Annotated in this window: 13 protein-coding genes and 2 pseudogenes; 1 reads left to right on the top strand and 14 read right to left on the bottom strand. The window is 61.7% G+C overall.

Annotated features, from left to right (window positions below):
- Nucleotides 1-48: 48 nt before the first annotated feature.
- On the bottom strand, nucleotides 49-1128 hold the full coding sequence (locus tag ACMDCR_RS03220; RefSeq protein ID WP_413991140.1) for a YncE family protein: 1080 nt from the start codon (nucleotides 1126-1128) through the stop codon (nucleotides 49-51).
- A 423-nt stretch (nucleotides 1129-1551) separates the two neighbouring features.
- Between ACMDCR_RS03220 and ACMDCR_RS03215 the strand changes: the two genes are divergently transcribed.
- Nucleotides 1552-1809 (top strand): hypothetical protein, encoded by a 258-nt coding sequence (locus ACMDCR_RS03215; RefSeq protein ID WP_413991139.1) that lies wholly within the window; start codon nucleotides 1552-1554, stop codon nucleotides 1807-1809.
- A gap of 44 nt (nucleotides 1810-1853) precedes the next feature.
- Here the strand turns inward: ACMDCR_RS03215 and queC are convergent, their stop codons facing one another.
- The 13 genes and pseudogenes from queC to ACMDCR_RS03150 form a co-directional block, all read right to left on the bottom strand.
- Nucleotides 1854-2549 carry a 7-cyano-7-deazaguanine synthase QueC gene (gene queC / locus ACMDCR_RS03210; protein WP_413991138.1) on the bottom strand — a complete coding sequence of 232 codons (696 nt, stop codon included), beginning with the start codon at nucleotides 2547-2549 and terminating at the stop codon, nucleotides 1854-1856.
- A gap of 138 nt (nucleotides 2550-2687) precedes the next feature.
- Entirely contained in the window at nucleotides 2688-3692 is a 1005-nt protein-coding gene (locus tag ACMDCR_RS03205) for a rhodanese-related sulfurtransferase (RefSeq protein ID WP_413991137.1), read from the bottom strand.
- Nucleotides 3693-4420: 728 nt separating this feature from the next.
- Nucleotides 4421-5215: an IS21-like element helper ATPase IstB gene (gene istB, locus ACMDCR_RS03200; protein WP_413991136.1), complete on the bottom strand. Its 795-nt coding sequence runs from the start codon at nucleotides 5213-5215 to the stop codon at nucleotides 4421-4423.
- Nucleotides 5205-6728 carry an IS21 family transposase gene (gene istA / locus ACMDCR_RS03195; RefSeq protein WP_413989053.1) on the bottom strand — a complete coding sequence of 508 codons (1524 nt, stop codon included), beginning with the start codon at nucleotides 6726-6728 and terminating at the stop codon, nucleotides 5205-5207. The genes istB and istA overlap by 11 nt, the downstream gene beginning before the upstream one ends.
- 97 nt (nucleotides 6729-6825) lie before the next feature.
- The gene (locus ACMDCR_RS03190; RefSeq protein WP_413993813.1) at nucleotides 6826-7449 is read right to left on the bottom strand and encodes a GntR family transcriptional regulator; all 624 of its coding nucleotides are present in this window, start codon (nucleotides 7447-7449) and stop codon (nucleotides 6826-6828) included.
- A gap of 788 nt (nucleotides 7450-8237) precedes the next feature.
- Entirely contained in the window at nucleotides 8238-9308 is a 1071-nt protein-coding gene (locus tag ACMDCR_RS03185) for an acyltransferase family protein (RefSeq protein WP_413991135.1), read from the bottom strand.
- A 430-nt stretch (nucleotides 9309-9738) separates the two neighbouring features.
- A pseudogene (locus ACMDCR_RS03180) lies at nucleotides 9739-9909 on the bottom strand (ISKra4 family transposase); the annotation flags it as partial.
- Between the two features lie 256 nt (nucleotides 9910-10165).
- Nucleotides 10166-10300, bottom strand: a pseudogene (locus tag ACMDCR_RS03175) (IS5/IS1182 family transposase); the annotation flags it as partial.
- Nucleotides 10301-10662: 362 nt separating this feature from the next.
- Nucleotides 10663-12738, bottom strand: a complete 2076-nt coding sequence (locus ACMDCR_RS03170; protein WP_413991134.1) for an elongation factor G — start codon at nucleotides 12736-12738, stop codon at nucleotides 10663-10665.
- A gap of 173 nt (nucleotides 12739-12911) precedes the next feature.
- The gene (locus ACMDCR_RS03165) at nucleotides 12912-13343 is read right to left on the bottom strand and encodes an aconitase X swivel domain-containing protein (RefSeq protein ID WP_413991133.1); all 432 of its coding nucleotides are present in this window, start codon (nucleotides 13341-13343) and stop codon (nucleotides 12912-12914) included.
- Nucleotides 13340-14563 (bottom strand): aconitase X, encoded by a 1224-nt coding sequence (locus ACMDCR_RS03160; RefSeq protein ID WP_413991132.1) that lies wholly within the window; start codon nucleotides 14561-14563, stop codon nucleotides 13340-13342. Before ACMDCR_RS03160 ends, ACMDCR_RS03165 begins: the two co-directional genes overlap by 4 nt.
- Nucleotides 14564-14794: 231 nt before the next feature.
- Nucleotides 14795-15505: an NAD-dependent epimerase/dehydratase family protein gene (locus ACMDCR_RS03155; RefSeq protein WP_413991131.1), complete on the bottom strand. Its 711-nt coding sequence runs from the start codon at nucleotides 15503-15505 to the stop codon at nucleotides 14795-14797.
- Nucleotides 15506-15751: 246 nt separating this feature from the next.
- A complete protein-coding gene (locus ACMDCR_RS03150; RefSeq protein WP_413991130.1) occupies nucleotides 15752-15913 on the bottom strand; it encodes a hypothetical protein in 162 nt (53 codons plus the stop codon).
- Between the last annotated feature and the right edge of the window lie 17 nt (nucleotides 15914-15930).

Here is a 15930-nt window from a genome sequence, read left to right as displayed (position 1 = left end):
CGCCGACCTTGGGCAAGCACAAAGTCGGCGATTTGTTCTGGCATGCTCTCAGGGCTTGCCGTAGGCCAGCACAGTAAAGGTGTTGGGGTAGAAGGTGTTGGCATAGAAGGGCGAGACAGCCGTCAGGATCTTCTTGGAGGCGTCGGCGCTACCCTCGGCGGTGATGGCGTAGATCGTCTTGGTCTGCAGGTCCATCGCCATCGTGCGTACGCCCGCGCGAGTACCGAGGGTCTCCAGCGGCTTGTAGCTGTCGGGACCGTCGACCTGGAAGACGTTGAGGTTGGCACTCACGCCATTAGCGGTGAAGATGCGCTTGAGGGCGGCATCATAGATGATGCTGTCGGTGCCCCCGCCGATCTCGGCGCTATAGACGATCTTGCCGCTGACGCCGTCGAGCACCAGGAGCGAGGGCTTGATGGCGTCGCGGCCACGGCAACTGACATAGACACGCTCATCGGCCACGTTCACCGTCACCGCCGTGGGGCGGCCGCAGGCGGGCGCAGTATCATAGGTGGCGACGATCTTCCCGGCCGTGGTGTCTATCTTGTAGACCTTGTCCAGGTCCTGTGCCGCCACAAAGAAACCGGATTTGCCGTCGCTGTCGGCGCCTTCCACCTTCTTGCTCGGCACCTTGAGCCGGCCGACTTCCTTCAGGGAGGGAACGTCCAGCATAATAAGCTCTGTGCCGTCATCGCCGGAACCCATGTTGAGCACCAGACGCTTGCTGACGGGATCGTAGTGGCTGGTGTCGAGGTCCTCGCCCACCTTTATCGGCGCCTGTGCCTCCAGCGTAGAGAGCTTGAAAGGCGTGATGGTGCCATCCTCGTTGTTGGAGACTCCGAGGTCGAATTCGGGGATGAGCACAGCACCGTCCGAACTGTCCGTCGCCGTCTTCTCGATCACCTTGATCACCTTGCCGGCCACGGGATCGAAGACCTGCAGGCCTTCCTTGCGGTGGCCGAGAAAGACATGGTGCGAGGCTGAATCGACCGAAACATAGTCGTAGCCCGAACCCCTGCCTTCGATTGTGATGGCATGTTGCAGGCGCCAGCCGTCAAAGGCGAGAGCCGGTGTGCCGATGACGATAGCCAAAGTCGTAACGGAGACTGCCAAGCCGAGCCTGGTCATTCCTACCTCCCTTGTATGGTTCGCCCGCTGCCCCGGCTTTGAACGGCGCCACCCTACGGCAGCAAGCTTTCAGCCAGCTTTCAGGTACGGCGACGTGCTGACATTTTGGCGTGATGTTTTGAACAGAGCGCTGCGTCCGCGGCGCTTGACGAGGCCGCATGTCCGGTTCAGGTTGCCTGGGTGTCGTGTCCCGCCCCTGAATTGCATTCGGGACCGGGTCGCAAGGCTGAAGCAGAATGCGTTCAGGCGGGAGCGGATTTCGAACTTAACTTACTGGTATCAAAAGCGTTTTGCGATTCCTGGTAATTCGATCTGAAGGCAAGACGCTCTAGGACTTTGAGAAGACGCAGCAATTTGTCAGCCGATGCAGGAGAGGGGCTGATAAATTGCTGTTTTAGTGGCGCGGGTGCAAAAGGACGGCCGATGAGCACGAAATTGATTGCGGCAACCATGGTTGCCTTGCTGGCTGGGGGATTGGGTGCTTGCGCCACGCAGCGCGGTTATCCCTATAGCGCCACCGACTGCCGCTATGCCGCCCCGTTGCCGCGCAACTGGGTGCCCAACGGCTCCGAGGGCTGCGAGCATTTCAAGCCGGGGGTGTATTACGCCAAGCACTACCGGCATTATCGGCATGTGAAGCACGTCCATCGGCATTATCCGCATCCCGTTTACAAGCCCTGAGAGGGTAAAGCGGATAGGCGCATCGCTGCGAGGCCGCGTCGCTTTCAGCCGGCGGTGAACCTGCGGTAGCCGGCGGCGCGCAGTTCGCAGGCCGGGCAGGTGCCGCAGCCGAAGCCCCAGTCGTGGCGGTGGCTGCGGTCACCGTTGTAGCAGGTGTGGGTGTCCAGGCGGATCAGGTCCACCAGCGTGTCGCCGCCGATTTCGCGGGCGAGGGACCAGGTCGCGGCCTTGTCGATCCACATCAGCGGCGTATGGATGACGAAGCGTGCCTCCATGCCGAGATTGAGTGCGAGCTGCATGGCCTTCATGGTGTCGTCCCGGCAATCGGGATAGCCGGAGAAGTCGGTCTCGCAGACGCCGGTGACGAGGTGCTTCGCCCCGCGCCGATAGGCGAGCGTGGCGGCGAAGGTGAGAAAGAGCAGGTTGCGCCCGGGCACGAAGCTGTTGGGCAGCCCGTTCGCCCGCATGGCGATGGCGACATCGCGGGTGAGCGAGGTCTCGCTGATCCTGCCGAGCACGCCGAGATCGATGAGATGATCCTCGCCGAGCTTGCCGGCCCAGGCCGGGAAGGCCTGCCGCAGGGCCGCCAGCACGGCCGGCCGCATGTCGAGTTCCACCCGGTGACGCTGGCCATAATCGAAGCCGACGGTCTCGACATGGTCGAAGCGCTCGAGCGCCCAGGCGAGGCATGTGGTGGAGTCCTGGCCGGCGGAGAACAGGACGAGGGCGGTTTCAGGCATGGAGGGGTCCGGAAAAAAGGCTGGGAAAGGTGGCCCGACGAAGTCGGGTCGGATGGGGTGTGGCCCCACGGGCTCGACACCACAAGAAGGAGCTGAAGCTTATTTGCGAGCGGCCTGACCCTGCTCTGTTGTGACCCGTTAGCGGACCACAACCCCCCCGACCTCACTTCGCGAGGCCACCTCCCCCAGCTTCGTGGGGGAGGCTCGCGCCTCATCCTGCATCGCGGCGCCGCCGACCGGCCCCAGATGTACCCCGCCCCTCTTCTCCGCGAGCACCACCTGCCGCTGCCTCTCCCGCGAAGAGGCCTTCTGCGCCTCCGTCAGCATCGGGGCGCAATAGGGGCAGCTCACGCCTTCCTCGTATTCGGGCGAGCGCCGCTCTTCGGCATTGAGCGGCGAAAGGCAGCCGTGGCACAGTTGATAGTCCTCGACCGAAAGCCCGTGCCCCACGGCGACGCGCTTGTCGAAGACGAAGCAGGCGCCCTGCCACAGGCTCTCCTCCGCAGGGATCTCCTCCAGATATTTCAGCACGCCGCCCTTGAGATGGTAGACCTCCTCGAAGCCCTCGCGCAGCATCAGGCTGGTGGCTTTCTCGCAGCGTATGCCGCCGGTGCAGAACATCGCCACCTTGCGATGACGGCCGGGATCGAGATTGTTCCTGACATAGGCGGGAAAGTCGCCGAACGTCTTGGTGTGGGGATCGACGGCGCCCTGGAAGCTGCCGATGCGTACCTCGAAATCGTTGCGGGTATCGATCACCAGCACCTCGGGATCGGCGATCAGGGCGTTCCAGTCCCAGGGCTCGACATAGGCGCCGACGCGCTCCGTGGGATCGACGCTGGCGTCGCCGATGGTGACAATCTCCTCCTTCAGCCGCACCTTCATGCGCAGGAAGGGCATCTCGTCGGCAAAGGAGGTCTTGTGCTCGATGGCGGTGAGGCCGGTAATTTCCCGCAGCCGGGGATGGAAGGCGGCCATCGCCTCGGGGCTACCCCCCACCGTGCCGTTGATACCCTCCGGCGCGAGCAGGATGATGCCCTTGATGCCGAGCGAGCAGGTGAGCTTCGCCAGCGGCTCGCGCAGGGCCGCGGAATCCGGCAGGCGGGCGAAATGATAGAAGGCGGCGATCTCGATGGGCTGCATGGGCGCTATCTAGCGCGGATGGGGATGGGGGTAAACTACCGGGAGCAGCGGACGAGGACGTTCATGTGCGCTAACTTGACCCGAGCTACGGGTGGGTTGGCAACGTTCAAGGCGAGAGGCTGTTTTGGCGCCAAGGGATCGGTCTGGCAGGCCACGAGGCCAGCGATCAGGTGAGTGAGAGCATTGGGCACGGAGCGATGCTTTGGCATGCCCAGAGAGGAGAATTCCTTGATGTGCCCAATGATGGTTTCGGCGATGCTGCGTCCATCGAGGAGAGCCTGATCAAGGGCACAGAGTCCTCGTCGCGCCAGCGCAAGAGATCGAGCAGTTGGCCGAGGCAGCAGCGCCGTCTCTCGTGCTGCTTCGCTGGCGCGCGACGCCCCGAATGGTTCGGCTCTCGGCCGAGGTGACCTGTGCCTGAGATTTTCCTCCAGCTTCGATTAGAGTCCGGCCCGAGGAGGGACGTACAGATGAAACGGGAGACCTTGTTCCTAGCTTTCGGCTGGCCGTCGCCGGTTGCCTGAAGATCGCTTTCAGAAGTTGGAGGCGATCGCTCCGGCACTCCGTGGAGGTATGGGAAAATGCCAAAGCAGGTTCTGTTCGTGCAAGGCGCCGGAGAAACGGCCCATGATGCTTGGGACAATAAGCTGGTCCTGGGTGTTGATTTCCGTTGAGAAGTGACCCGGGATTTCCATTGAGAACTGACCCGCCCCGATGATGTTTGTGTGTCAGGCTGAGGTCAAGTTTCGTGCCTTCTCCTTTGCTGGCTTTGGACTTTTCGCAGAGCTGTTTTTGAAGCGGAAGCTGTCGTTTCCGGTCTCCAGGATATGGCAGTGATGGGTGAGGCGATCGAGGAGCGCAGTGGTCATCTTGGCATCGCCGAAGACGGAAGCCCATTCGCTGAACCCGAGATTGGTGGTGATGACAACGCTGGTGCGCTCATAGAGTTTGGAGAGCAGGTGGAAGAGCAACGCGCCACCCGAGGCACTGAAGGGCAGGTATCCTAATTCGTCGAGGATAACGAGGTCGGAGTGGACGAGGCGACCGGCAATCTGACCGGCCTTTCCCTGGAGCTTTTCCTGCTCGAGAGCATTGACGAGTTCGACGGTTGAGAAGAAGCGAACGCGTTTATGATGATGTTCGATCGCCTGAACGCCGAGTGCGGTGGCGATGTGGGTCTTGCCCGTACCGGGGCCGCCGATCAGGACGATATTATGAGCGTCCTCGAGGAACTCACAGCGATGGAGATGGCGCACGAGAGCCTCGTTGACCTCGCTGGAAGTAAAGTCAAAGCCGCTGAGGTCTCGGTAGGCTGGAAAGCGGGCGATTTTGAGCTGATAGGCCGTTGATCGAACTTCGCGTTCGGCTGTCTCGGCCTTGAGGAGTTGCGCCAGGATCGGCATGGCGGCCTCGAAGGCCGGGGAGCCCTGTTCGGTCAATTCGCCGATGGCCTGGGCCATGCCGTGCATCTTGAGGCTGCGCAGCATGATGACGAGAGCGCCGCTTGCCGGATTATGACGCATGGCGAGCCTCCCGGCGCAGGGCCTCATAACGTTCGACATTGGCCTTGGGCTCAGTGGTCAGAACCAGAGCCTGGGGAGCGTCCACGGTTGGTGGGGTGATCGGCTTGCCGTCGATCAGGCGATGCAGCAGGTTGAGGATATGGGTCTTGGTCGGAACACCTGCACTCAATGCCAGTTCGACGGCCGTCAGCACGACCTGTTCGTCATGCTGAAGCACGAGCCCCAGGATCTCGACCATCTCGCGGTCGCCGCCTGGCGTTTTGAGCAAGCGGTGTTGCAACGATCGGAAGGCATCCGGCAAATCGGCAAAGGGGGCACCGTTGCGCAGGGCTCCTGGTTTGCGCTGGATGACCGCCAGATAATGGCGCCAATCATAGATCGTCTGGCCCTGTTGGGAATGGGACCGGACAAAGACCCGCCGATGCTCGCAGATAGCCTGGCCCTCGGCTGCGACGACGATGCGGTCTGGATAGAGCCTGACGCTGACCGGTCGATTGGCGAAGGAAGCTGGAACGCTGTAGCGGTTACGTTCCAGATGGATCAGGCAGGTCGGTGAGACGCGCTTGGTGTATTCGACAAAACCATCGAAGGGGCGTTGGACCGGCATCAGATGACGGATCTCCTCGTTCCAGACATCGGCGACGGTTCCGGATTGGACGCCGTGCGGGGTCAAGGACCATAGGTCCCGGCAGCGTGTCTCAAGCCAGTCGTTCAGCGCCTCCAGGGACGGGACGTTCGGCATGGGCTGCCACAGCCGATGCCGGGCATCCTGGACGTTCTTCTCGATCTGTCCCTTCTCCCAACCTGAGGCGGGATTGCAGAACTCGGCCTCGAACAAGAAGTGGCTGACCATTGCCGAGAAGCGGATGTTGACCTGGCGATCCTTGCCACGGCCGACTTTGTCGACCGCCGTGCGCATGTTGTCGTAAATCCCTCGGCGCGGCACGCCGCCCAGGACACGGAAGGCGTGATTGTGGGCATCGAACAGCATCTCGTGGCTTTGCTGGAGATAGGCCCGCAGCGTGAAGGCGCGGCTGCACGACAGCTTGAAGTGGGCAACCTGCAGCTTGGTTCGCTCGCCGCCGATGATGGCCCAGTCTTCGGACCAGTCGAACTGGAACGCCTCGCCCGACACGAAGGCCAGCGGCACGAAGGTGCCACGACCGCTGGTGCGCTGCTCATGCTGGCGGGCTGCCTTCCATTCGCGCGCGAAGGCCGCCACCCGATTGTAGGAGCCTCCGTAACCAAGGACTGTCAGATCGGCATGCAACTGTTTGATCGTGCGCTTGTGCTTGCGGCTCTTGCCGGCTTCCACCCGCAGCATCGCCGACAGCTTGTCCACATAAGGATCAAGCTTGCTGGGCCGATCGGGAACAGCGAACCGAGGCTCAATCCGCTCGGCGCGCAAATACTTGCGAACTGTGTTCCTCGATAGCCCAGTGCGTCGGCATATCTCCCGGATCGGCAAATGGTCCCGGTAGTGCCAGCGTCGAATGACGCTCAATAACTCCATGTTGATCACTCCGTCGTCCCCTGCGCTAGCCGCACAGGGGGAGCTTCGAACATGGGTCAATTCTCGATGGAAAAATCCCCTCCGACTGGGTCACTTCTCAGTGGAAATCAACAGCCTTCAATCCCTGCGGTGCGATGAACATCTCCATGTTCTCGCGCGACAACTCCCAATGCTCGAAAACCAGATCGACGACTGCGTCTTCGTCATGCGCGCCTATCGCTTCGATGAAGCCGTCGTGATGCTTGACGGCGCGGTTGAGGCGTTCGCGCATATCCGCATTCCGCGGACGAAAGAACGTGTGACCGATGCGAGCGTGGTCGATGAGCAGCCGGCCAAGGCTTGGGCGCAGATAGACGTTCTGGGACATCTCACCCATGATTTCGTGGAAGCGATTGTTCTCGAGAACCATCGCTGGAGCGTCGTCGGTTACCGTCGCGGCGCGAAACAGTTCCTGAGTGTCCCGAAGTGCTGAAAGCTGGCGCTTTGTGAAGTTTTGGACCGCCAGACGGCCAATGGCGGCATAGATCATCGGCGCGACCAGGAAGAAGTTCCTGAGCGTCGAGTGGTTCATGGGGATGACCCGGGCGCCCCTATTCTCCCGAATATCGATATAGCCCTCGCCGGCAAGGCGCCTGAAAGTTTCACGGACAGGCGTGCGGGATATTCCGTAGCGCTCGCACAGGACCATCTCGTCCAAGTCGGCGTCCGGCTCAAGCTCCATGGTCAGAATCTGCTGCTTCAGATCGTCATAGAGACTGCTCTTGCTGCTCTTCACGAGGATGCTCCCACCAGGCCCGGCTTCTGCAAACTGAGATCGTAGGCATCCAATCTCACACGCTTTCGATCGAGTCAACAAAATTGTATTCACAGTGTATACAAAAAGAACACAATCTAATGTGGTGTGCTTCGATACCGGTTGATACCGGCCCTTAGCGCTTTCGTGGTCTGCTGTTTTGAGGATCGGCCTTAGCGTGGACGGCCGTTGCGGTTTCGCCCCTTGCTGAGAAGCAAAGCGCTCGCGGGCATCCCTTTCGTGTAGGAGCAGCCATCAAGTAAATTGCTGCCTTTCCTCTGTCGCGCTTGCCCTTAGAATTGCTCCACATGCCGATCAAACATGCGCGCCTCCGCAACGTCTGTCGGATCGGATGAATCTATCTGGATTCACCCAGGGTTAATGTGAAGACAAACCCGTGGCTCGGGTTAATGTAACGGCCCGCTCAAATGGATCCGAGCGACTGCCCCCTCAACCCCCTGAAATACTTGAGCTATTTTCTTAACATGCCTGGAAGAACAGATCCTGTTCCGACCCACGTTTCGGAGGTCTAGGATTATCTCTTCGATGGCAATTGAGGGTGGCGCAGTCGACGCTGCATGAGGGGCAGCAGGCTCGGTCGCAGTCAGTCATGATCGGGATCGACGCCTCGGTGCTGCGCAATTGAGAGGAGGAATAGATCGAGCGACAACTCAGCCAAAAAAGCTCGCCCATGCCTTCTCACGGCTGGCGGGAGATTATGCGCCAACACTGGTAGTAGCCGGTGCAGCCTTTTGCACGATTGCAGCATGGTGGACATCACGGCTGATGGTCGTGGCAGCTGAAAGAGCATCCTTCGCAGCGGGCGACGTGGAAAGCGCGCCGTAGACCGGCTCTGCTGGAGCCTTTGCGAAGGACGGTGCCAGCCTTGCGCGGAGAAATTGTAAAACTGGTTTTTCGAAGACGTAGTAGAACCCAACACCGGCGAATATCGACATCAAGAAAGTCGCCGGTCGGTGATAGGGAGCAGAATGAAAACCTTTTACGATAATCCAATGTGTCACATAGATCGAATAGGAGGCATCGCCAAGCTCTTGGAATATAGTATGCTGTAGCAACTTGATTTCAGGACCAAATACGAGAGCGATGACGATACAGGCGGATGGCAGTCCCCACCATATCTGCCGTAACCAAATCTTGTCCGCAAGCTCGCCCAGACTCACCGACGCAGCTAAGCCGGCAAGGCCGGCTAGGAGCAGGATCATCGCCGGCCATTTCCGGACTCTCGCACCCTTGCAGAAGGCCAGACCAATGAGCGAACCCAGCCCGAATTCAAGCACGAGCGGGCTTGCATAGTATCCTACCGACGGAATCAGTTGACCCACGAAGACGAGAAGCAAAAGAGCCGAGACAACGGCAAATACCGCCCCAGCCATTGGCAGAAAGATGAACATTGCGAATATCAGGTAGAAGCAGAGTTCGAAAGAAAGGGTCCAACCCGGCGCAAGCATGGGCAGCTCGGGCAGCGTCACCAGGAAGAGAGACCTGATCAGATACGAAAAATCCGGAAGTCCAAGAAGGAGAACGAGTATGATTGTCGCCGTCCAGTATGCTGGAAATATGCGAATAAAACGACGAGCAATGAATGTATAGGTGTTTTTGGCAGACCCGAACATGTTCTGCGATGCATAAACCATCGTGAAGCCGGAAATAATAAAGAAGAGGTCGACGCCCGAACCACCCAGCCTGAACGACCACCACGAATGCCGAATGACGACGAATATTGCCGCGAGTCCTCGGAGCGCCTGAATGGCGCCAATTTTATTCATAGTCATTTCCCAGCCCTGCAGTATATATTATTCTAGTCTTCCGGCACAGTATTGCACCGATTATTTTACAATACTACTTTTCGATCTATTTCTGAAGGTATTTCACGACAAGTTGCACGCGCGAGCATGGAGATATGAGAGCAATACCTATTATGGCTGGCCCGACTTGGAATGGATTGGCAAGAGATACCAATCCTGTGTCCCAGGCCGGCCAACTGCCCCCGACTCTTGCATTCTCATGGCCGACAGAAGTTCAGGTACCCACGACAGCAGCGGTCGGTGCGGCTTTCGGTGCGAACGCGGCCTGGTCGAGATCGGATAATCGCGACCACCGGATCGGTGACTGTGACATCGAGCGAGGTGGAGAGCGTGCCGGCGGAAATGGTGACAGTGAAGTCGCCATTCGCGACCGGTGTCAGATCGATCGAGGCCCGGCTTGTTCGCCATGATTTTCGAGCCCTTGCGCGAACTGGCGAAGAACCGTGATGCGCATGGTGATGTGGAACCGGTCGAGGACATGCTCGCTCGCCGGCGCGATCGTTTCGGCGAGAGAGCGGACCTCTTTGCCACTATCGGAGATGAAGTTGATATCCTGATTGGCCCAATAGCTTATCGAGTACGCCCTGACGCGCGTGACCGTCGATCGGGCGTCGGCGATTGATATTCTTCGACGGTCGACAATGGCGCGCCAACATCTCTTCCTTTCGGTCGCGTCTTCTAAGGGACGGCACCGCCGGCAGGCCAACGCCTCATTGGTGCGCGTCAGGCCCATCCGGTACAAGGTCATGCTCCCGCCACAGAAATTGTGGCGGCCCCTGCCCTGTGCATACCTCGGCTTCTCTAGGCTGAATCGACATTCACCGCATCCATGGCATTGCGCAAGCGAGTTGAACGAAACCGGGGAAGCACAGGGCGCGCCGGTCGTATCGAGTGGCTACGCGTCTGAAGTGCTTGAGCTTGTTGAAGCAGCGTTCGATGAGATTGCGCGCCTTCAAAGCATCGCTCCGTGCCCAATGCCTTCACGCACCTGATCGCCGCCCTCCTCGCCGACCAGACCGATCCCTTGGCGCCAAAACAGCCTCTCCCCTTGACCATTCCAAACCCGTAGCTTGGGTTAAGTTAGCGCACATGGACGTCCTCGTCCGCTCCCGAATCCAAGAGCGGATGAGGGCGTCCATAGGCGCTAACTTTGCTGGAAGGGCGCGCAGCTGGAGTGTCGATCACTGATCGACAATTTCGCAAACGGTACGTTTTGCGGGGAGGGAAGAGGGCGATCGGTGATCGCCCCTCCAGTTTCCATCGCCTCGCCCCGCAAAGTCAGCGCACATGGACGAGGACGTCCGAGCTCCCACGATTACTGCGCAGCCTGCTTGGAGGCCACGATCGTATCCGCCTGCCGTCCTGACAATTCCGCCAGGTGGTCGAACTTCGCCTTGAAGGTACCCACCCCGGAGGTGGCCGAGCGCAGTTCGATGATGAGGTCGGTGATCTCCGCCTCCGGGATCAGCGCCTGCACGACGTCCCAGCCATCCCAGCCCTGGCGGGAGTCGAAACCGAGGATCTGGCCCCGGCGGGAGGAGACGATGGCATTGGCCTTGGCGGTGGCGTCGGAAGGCACGGCGATCTCCACCGCCAGCACCGGCTCCAGCAGCACGGGGCTACATTGCGGCATTGCCTCGCTCATGCCGATGCGTGCCGCGGTCTGGAACGCCATGTCGGAGGAATCCACCGTGTGGTATGAACCATCCGTCAGCGCCACGCCGACATCCACCACCGGAAAGCCGAGCGGGCCACGCTTGAGATAGTGCTTCACGCCCTCCTCGACCGAGGGGATGTAGTTGCGCGGCACCACGCCGCCGGTGATCTTGTCGGTGAAGGCGAAGCCTTCGCCACGCGGGAGCGGCATGACATCGATCACCACGTCGCCGAACTGGCCGTGACCACCGGACTGCTTCTTGTGCCGGCCTCGCACGCCCGTAGCGGCCTTGCGGATGGTCTCGCGATAGCCAATCTGAGGCGGATGCGAGTTCACCGCCACGCCGAATTTCGAGGCGAGCTTTTCCACCGCGACGCGAAGATGCATCTCGCCCTGGCCACGCAGGATGATGTCGCCGAGTTCGGCATTCTGTTCGACGCTGAGCGCGCGGTCCTCGTCAAGCAAACGCTGGATGGCCGCCGTGAGCTTGACGTCGTCCTTGCGGTCGCGGGATCGCACGGCGAGCGCCATCACCGGCTGCGGAACCTCGGCGGCGACAGGCGACGACACGGCCTTTCCGATAGACAGCATGTCGCCGGTATGGGCGGCATCAACCTTGCTCAGCGCCACGGTATCGCCCGGCCCGGCTTGCGTGGTCTTCTGCGTGGTCTGGCCGAGCAGGCGGGTACAGCCGGCGATGCGGCCGCTCTCGCCGGATGAGGTCGTCACCGTCATGCCTTCCTGGAAGTTGCCCGAGAGCACGCGAGTGAGCGAGAGCTTGCCGGCATGGGCGGTGTGGAAGGTCTTCATGACATAGCCGAGCGGCTCGCTGCCGGGCGTCACGCCGAGGCGTGCCGTCGTCTCGGCGATGCCGGGCGCCTCGTGGCGCAGGGCCTTCATCAGGCGCAGCATGCCGTTGCCGTTGAGGGCCGAGCCCATCAGCACCGGCACGGCGAGGCCGTCGCGCAGTTCGTGGGCAAGGTCGTCGAAGACCCGGTCGCGCGGCGGCTCAACCTCTTCGAGCAGTTGCTCCATCAGCGCGTCGTCATGGTCGGAGAGCCGCTCCAGCATGCAATAGCGGGCATCCTTGCTCTCGTCCTGCTCATCGGGCGGGATGTCGACCACCTGCGAAGCGGCGTGCTCCTGGTAGATGAAGGCGCGCTCGAGGGCGAGGTCGATATAGCCGACGGCGACCCCGTTCTTCCAGATCGGGATCTGGCGCAGCAGAAGCGGCAGGCGGGAGGCGGGCTGCAGCAGAGGCAGTGCCTCGCGCACGCCCTGGTGCGAATTGTCGATCTTGTTGAGGAAGAGGAAGCGCGGGATCTTCAAATCTTCCAGCTCGCGCAAAATCAGCTGCAAAGCCGGGACCTTCTTCTCGTCCGCCTCGCACACCACCACGGCCGCGTCGATTGCGGGCAGGGCCGGGCGCATCTCGGCCAGGAACTCGATGGAGCCGGGACAGTCGATGAAGGTGTAAGTGTCGCCCATGAAGTCCACGGCGGCGACATTGGCCTCGATGCTCATGGCGTGGGCGCGCGCCTCGGCGCTGGCATCGCCGATGGTGGAACCGGCGGATACGGTGCCCTGGCGCTGCAGCGCCCCCATACGGGCGAGGATGGCTTCGAGAAGTGTGGTCTTGCCACTTTGGAACGGGCCAACAAGGGCGATGCAGCGCGGCCCGCTAAATCGTCTGCCGCTGGCTGGCGTCCTGCCGTCTGGAGTGTCTTGCGTCATGTCGCGTACCTCCCAGCTATGTCGCTCTTTAGTTTCGACGCATCCTTGCGGTTCCGACGATTGCGTCAGATCGCAAAGCGCTTCGGGCCACCGCTCTTGACGGCGGCTGCGAGGAAACGTCGCGCCGTTTGGGCGTGCTGGCAAGGGAAAAATGACAGCTTCGCGACGCTGATTTACGCAGCGGCGCTTAAGTTTAGCCGGGCGCCATCGGCCGTTGCGAAGAGGCTCATGCGGACATCTGGCCGAAGTTGCGACATGACCCCGGGTCCGCAAACTACCACCGGGCAGGCCCTGCCATAGAGCCGCGCCGCCACGATGGCGCCGACCGTGATGATCGGGTCCGCCTGCGCGAGGACGATGCCCGCCGGCGCTGTGCCGAGCCGGATCGCCTCTGCCAGAACCGAACTCGCCGAGGAGGAGCCACGGCCCGAGGGCATAGCGAGGATGCGCCCGGCGATTCCCGTGCCGAAGGCGGGATGCGAATGGTCGATCACGCGGCCGGTACTGCTGTCATAGCCGCCCCAGAAGGAGAGCGGCACGGTCCATAGCACGAGCAGGCCCTCCGCGCTGCCTTCCACCAAGGTGCGGGCGGTGAACGAAGTCATAGTGCGCTCCGCATCACGTAGCCCGCCTGCGCCGAGGCGATGCAATCAGCCAGGGAACCGAAGGCGACGCCGACGCCGATATTGCCCGGCGCATAATGGGCCCACTTGCCGGAATTGGTCATCACCACGCCGTCGAGGCCGTGCAGCAGGGTGGTGACATAGGTGCAGGTATCGGTAAGGAGGGTGATGCCGGCCTTTTCGAATAGGGTGCACAGGCCGAGCCCATCGATGGCATGATAGGTCTCGCGACTGGTGTTGATGTAGAAGGCCAGGCCGGGCGCCTTGTGGAAGCCTTCCATCAGCGGCGCCATCGTCTTGAACTCCTGCAGCGAGAAATGCGGCGTGCCCAGGCTGACGGCCGAGAGCGGCGTGCCTTCGGCGGCGGTCGAGAGGCAAGCCAAGGCATGCTTCAGGTCTGCCATAGTGAGATCGATCGTCTCGGCAGGCGGACGCCCACCAAGGGCGTCGCCCAGCGTCGGTGCTTCCGGGGTGATGCCGATGGCATGGAACAGAGCCACCGAGCCCGATGAAGCGGCCACGGCGCCGAGAGCCTTGAGCTGGTCCTCGGTGGGCTGTGGTGGCAGGCCTTCGATCACCGGAATGCGGCCCTGCGACCTCTCGCCGATGACGTGGCCGACGGCGACATGGAGCGCGTCGGAGTCGCGCCAGGCCGACGGCAGCTCCGGAAGGCGGAACAACACCTCGCCGCGACGGTGTTCGTCGAGATGCAGCCCGAAGGCGGGTGCGCGGCCGGTGAGCGCGCAGCAGAGGTCGATGAAGTCGCCATAGCGGTTGGTGCGGGCGCCGATCACCGAATTTGCGAAGACGATGGCGTTGGACTCACCCCAGGCGATCTGTTCCCCGAGGCGTGGGCGGAAGCGCGTCTGATAGGGCGCGCAGGTGAAGCTCGGCTCGCAACCGAGCGCCAGATGCGCCTCCATCAGCCGCTTCCCAGCAGCGCGCTCGGCCTGCGGGCCACCGATCAGCTCGGGATGAAGGAGGTCCATCGAGCCGACATTGAGGGTGGTCGGCACCCGGACCTTGCCGTCCTCCTCAACGAGGCGCTCGACGAAATCCAGGCTGACCTGGCCGTGATAGAGGCAGCCGTCGATATGAGCCTGGCTGATCGGGATGAGCCTCGGCGCGCCCACGGCCTCGCCGAAGCGCAGCAGGATGTCCATGGCGAAGGCAACGGCCGGGCCGTGTCCGCCATCGCGCATCGCACATTCGTCGGGAGTGAGGTGCAAGGAATCAACCGAGGTAGGGCTTTCCGGGCGAGATTATGCGGGAGCGGGCGATTTGTGAATCCTTGGAATCGCAGGCGTCTTTGCCTGCCTCTTCCCTTCCTACAGGGCGTGCCGTTTCCAAGAGCAGGCGTCTCCCCTGCTTCTTCCGATCCAACGAACGCTACGGTTTCCAAATGGCAGGCAAGGATGCCTGCAATCCCAGGGTCACCCAGCCGTCCAGCCGAGCTCCTGCGCTGCCTTCTCGCTCGACAGCTCCTCGCAGGGCTCCGCAACGTTGAACACGCCGGCACTGCCACGATCCACCGCAAGCAGCGCGGCCCTGGCGGCCGCCTCGACATGCACCGCGGGTGCGTTTGCCTTCTCCACCCCCGTACCCGGGCCATACAGCCGGCCATAGCGCAACACGATGCCCTCCAGCGGCGCGGTCAACACGGCCTCCTCCAGGGCGATCACGCCGCCGACGCTGACGGCGCGCAGGCCCTCGGCGTCGCGGTCTAGCGGATCGCCCTCGCGATGGGGCAAGGGGCCGGGCGCGTAGGCCCAGGCGATGCTCTGGGCGACCAGGCGGCGGGCGCCGGCCGCCAGCGTCGCCTTCACCAGATTGGCGGTCCCCTCTCGGCGCAGGTGGGCATTGCGCGCGGCGAACTCGGCCATGCGCGTAGGATCGACCCCCGAAGGCAGATCGGTCAGCTGGTGGATGACGATCTCTGCGCGGGCGGCCGCCATCGCAACGGCGAGCGCCTCGGCATCGTAGACATCGACGATGGCAGGTTCCGCGCCGAGCGCCTTCAACTGCTCCGCCTTCTCGGCCGAGCGCGTGGTGCCGGTCACCTCATGTCCGGCGGCGACCAGGAGCCTGGTCAAGGGACGGCCGATGGCGCCGGAAGCCCCGGCGAGGAAGATACGATGACCCATGATGTTCTCCTGTCAGACTCCCGAGCTGCAGGCTGCCCGCGGAAGGGGCCAGGAAAAAGCACCAAGATCGAAAGGAAAATCTGTACCAAGGCAGGCAAAGCATCTTCCAGAAAAGCTGGTGAACTTTTCGATTGGGAAGATTGCGATTCGATGAAATCGCAATTTGCGCCAGGCCAAAAAAATGCGCCGGATGGCGGGGGGTCCATCCGGCGCGTTAGCGACCAGTACTCTTCGCTCGCGGGGGGGTTAAGCGAAGAAACCGACGGTCGCTGTAATCAATGTCGCAACAACGAGCAATCCGACCAGCCACAACGCCAGGGTCAACTGACGTTCTGCTTCAGCCGCCGAAACGCGCATGGCGCGGGTGTCGGCCTTGAAGAAGTGCGGAACTGCCTGATTGACTGCCATAGTGATCTCCATGAACG

The sequence above is a fragment of the Labrys okinawensis genome, assembly GCF_047345005.1.
GTDB lineage: Bacteria > Pseudomonadota > Alphaproteobacteria > Rhizobiales > Labraceae > Labrys > Labrys okinawensis.
Note: the sequence above shows the minus strand (reverse complement) of the source record. Positions and strands in the feature narration are given on the sequence as shown.